3 protein-coding genes are annotated in these 3,007 nt (G+C 38.9%); all 3 read right to left on the bottom strand.

Going from position 1 to position 3,007, the window contains the following annotated elements; genetic code table 11:
* Window positions 1-261 precede the first annotated feature (261 nt).
* Window positions 262-666 (bottom strand): DUF2087 domain-containing protein, encoded by a 405-nt coding sequence (locus BN67_RS15120; RefSeq protein WP_244427065.1) that lies wholly within the window; start codon window positions 664-666, stop codon window positions 262-264.
* 127 nt (window positions 667-793) lie between these two features.
* Entirely contained in the window at window positions 794-1,501 is a 708-nt protein-coding gene (locus BN67_RS15115; RefSeq protein ID WP_244427064.1) for a class I SAM-dependent methyltransferase, read from the bottom strand.
* Between the two features lie 13 nt (window positions 1,502-1,514).
* Window positions 1,515-2,114, bottom strand: coding sequence for a hypothetical protein (locus tag BN67_RS12300; RefSeq protein ID WP_019224082.1), 600 nt, complete (start codon window positions 2,112-2,114; stop codon window positions 1,515-1,517).
* Between the last annotated feature and the right edge of the window lie 893 nt (window positions 2,115-3,007).

Here is a 3,007-nt window from a genome sequence, read left to right as displayed (position 1 = left end):
ATGAAGTAACAAGTCGGTACCATCATACTATTTTCCAGCCCCTAATGTTGCGACAGCCCTTGGCACTTAAGACGGTTCATAAGAGCCATTTTTAGTTCTTTCTTATACAAATTTGATCCAAACACTCATCCCGCTTGTGATGTGTAAGCGAATGATTTTATAGCCTTTTAATGAAATTATATTTTTTAGTGGAAGGTTATCCATTCTCTTGAAGTATAGAAGAAAAACGATTGCGTTAATTAACCATCGTTCAATTCTCTTTTAGCGCATGCGCTGATATTTGCCCCCATGGCGTTGTAAAAATCCTCTCTCAACGAGAGTGCGTCGTAATTTAGCAAAATCTACCGTAAAAAGGCTGCATATCTTGGAAACTTCCGTTTTGCTATAGATTTTTCCTCTTTGAAAGGCTTGAGCAATTTTTGTGAGCATCTCTTCTGTTTCTAAATGGCGGTCGTTTAAACTTTCCCTCTTCCGCTCATTTTTACTTTTTAGCATTTTCCACAGTGTCTCTTCGGCTTGAAATCCTGCTGTTGTGTTTTGAATAAGACCAAGATCCAAAAGACGATTGATCAATTTATGAATGGTTTTGGCATCACAATCGACATGTTTGAGGATATCAGTAAGATTTTTTGCACCAAGGATAATGGCAGCGTAAACAGCGCGCAATGTTGGTGAGGTTAGCAGAAATCAGTGAATTGCGTGTATAGCGTTTGTGAAGTGTTTCTTGTCCCATAGGCAAAAGATCATTGCGAAGGGGCAGTTCATTGATCTCTATGAGTTCTGATTGTAACGATTATGTGCGTACAATTTGTTCGGCAGGGGGGCGTTTGCGAATAATACCCAGACCACTTTGGCGATATTTATGGTTTTCGGGAAGCGTTAAAGCCTCATAGGAGCCATCAAGGGGGTAGAGAATTTCTTCCCACAAAGGAGTTCTGACGCGTCTAACTCGTTGAGTGCCATCGAGAGCAACGGTTGTTGTCATGGTTGGTTCATGGAGACAGAGATAACCATTAGCGGTGATATGTTTCCACAGTGTGCTAACAAATCGCACATCATCTGCGGGCATTCCAGCATCAATCCAAGCAAAATTTATTGGTCCCCAAGATTTGAGAGTGCTTTCATCGAGAGAGAAAAAATTCTCATTAATAAATGTTACAGTGTCTTTTTCGATGCCGTCGTCTTGCAGCAGTTTTTGCCATGCTTCTTCGGCCGACTGACCTTCCGCTGAAAAATCATCAATGGTGATTAAGTGTGGTTGATAATTCTCAAGGACACCTGAAGGGTCAAGCAAAGCTGTACGTTCTTCCCAAGGAGAGGATTCTAAAAGTTTTTTATCTTGTTGCCATGCTTGTTTTGCTTTTTGCAGTGCTTTAGCAATCAAGCGCGTGCTATCTCCCGCACCGATTTCAATGACTGTGCGTGGTCTTGCCATTTGAATGAGCGTGTAAAGAAGCTCAATACTGTTTTCTGTTCCCATACTAGGTCTTATTAGGGACATCTTTTGATCCTTATCATTTTATCAGTCGCAGCATTCCTGCTTTGATAAAAAATATTGTTGTTTCTTCTATCGGGTGTTGAAGATGCATCGCTGTTTCAGCTTGTAGAAAGAGAGGTTTGGTTTTGTCATTCAGTCTGATTGTGCGTCCATTAAGTTGATTAATAGCAAGGGATCCAAGAGGAGAATTGACAATACGACACGTTGGCTCTCGTAAAAGAGCCGTTGCATGATCTTGTGAAAAGGCTTGTTGATCTGTTTGAATGAGACCGTGTCGTAGCCGTGATATCAAAAGATTGTCTGCGTCAAAAAGGCAGCCATTAAGTTTGATTTCCTTCAAGGATTGGACAGAACAGCTCTCATGAAGTGCTGTAAATGTTAGAAAATCAAATCCACCAAAGGCAGAGCTTTTTGTGGAAACAACGGTGATAGGTTGTATTTGACGTTTGCCAATGAGTGCCGGTTTATTTTTTATTATCTGTACATCCTTTGCCCATTGAACCTGTGCTAGGGAGTCTAATTTGCGTGGGTAAACGGCAAAAGAATTGATTGCTATGGGTGGTGTGGGTTTTTGTAAGGCAAGGGCGTGGATGTTTTCATTCAAATCATGTTGCATAGTTTCTGCTAAATATAGTTCTATCCGTGTTTAAAGTAAGAAAGTTTGGAAGAGGATGTGGACTCCGCACGCCATTAACCACTGTTATGACTTCGGATTTAGGATTAAGAGTTTACGAGGATGTAGAGCGTATTGCCTTAGAGCATCCAACACATCTCTTTCAGTGAAAGGGATGTGTGAAATTGACAACTCAACTGGTTGCTCAGCCCAAACTTTTTGAGAAAAGCCCTCTGAAAATAACTCAAACATGCTATTAAATATGCTTAACTTTTTGAAGTTTGATGGATAAGCAGATCTGTATTAACAATACATTATTAAACGCCCAGCGAACCATTCACATCAAGTTCATTTTGAGGAACTTGAACATCGCTGAGCATATTTACTTCCCCCTCTTATTGGCTCAATCTCTTCAATAGCCAATTCAATAACATCTTTTACTTCATTAAGTGAAATACTCATATATTCCTCCCCTTATAGTTCATAAAAACATATGATATTTAAATTAAGAATTACTACATTTTAACACCTAGCATGGATTTATTTTTTGTCAAATGCTATGTTGATTGAAAATATTTGTTGTTTTTTTGAGGTTATATCATTGTTGTTTTTAAAAGTTTTTTAGCCATATCATGGTATTCGCTTTTTTCTTAACCACACAGAGGGGCCTAATTCTTTGCTATGCCCTTTGAAGGAATACGTTGTCTCATGAAGAACTCTATACATTTTTATTAAAAGATAGGCTGTTCTCTTCGAGACTTTTTGATTTTTAGGGGAGATGAACATATTAAGCTCATCATTTGAGTGTTCTGTTTTCATGTTTGAGCTTCGAAAAACTTTGTCTGGTATTTGTAAAGCAGTGTGTTAGCTACCATACAAAAAGCTTTTCCAATAAG

This window comes from Bartonella rattaustraliani AUST/NH4, from assembly GCF_000312565.1.
GTDB classification, from domain to species: domain Bacteria; phylum Pseudomonadota; class Alphaproteobacteria; order Rhizobiales; family Rhizobiaceae; genus Bartonella; species Bartonella rattaustraliani.
Note: the sequence above shows the minus strand (reverse complement) of the source record. Positions and strands in the feature narration are given on the sequence as shown.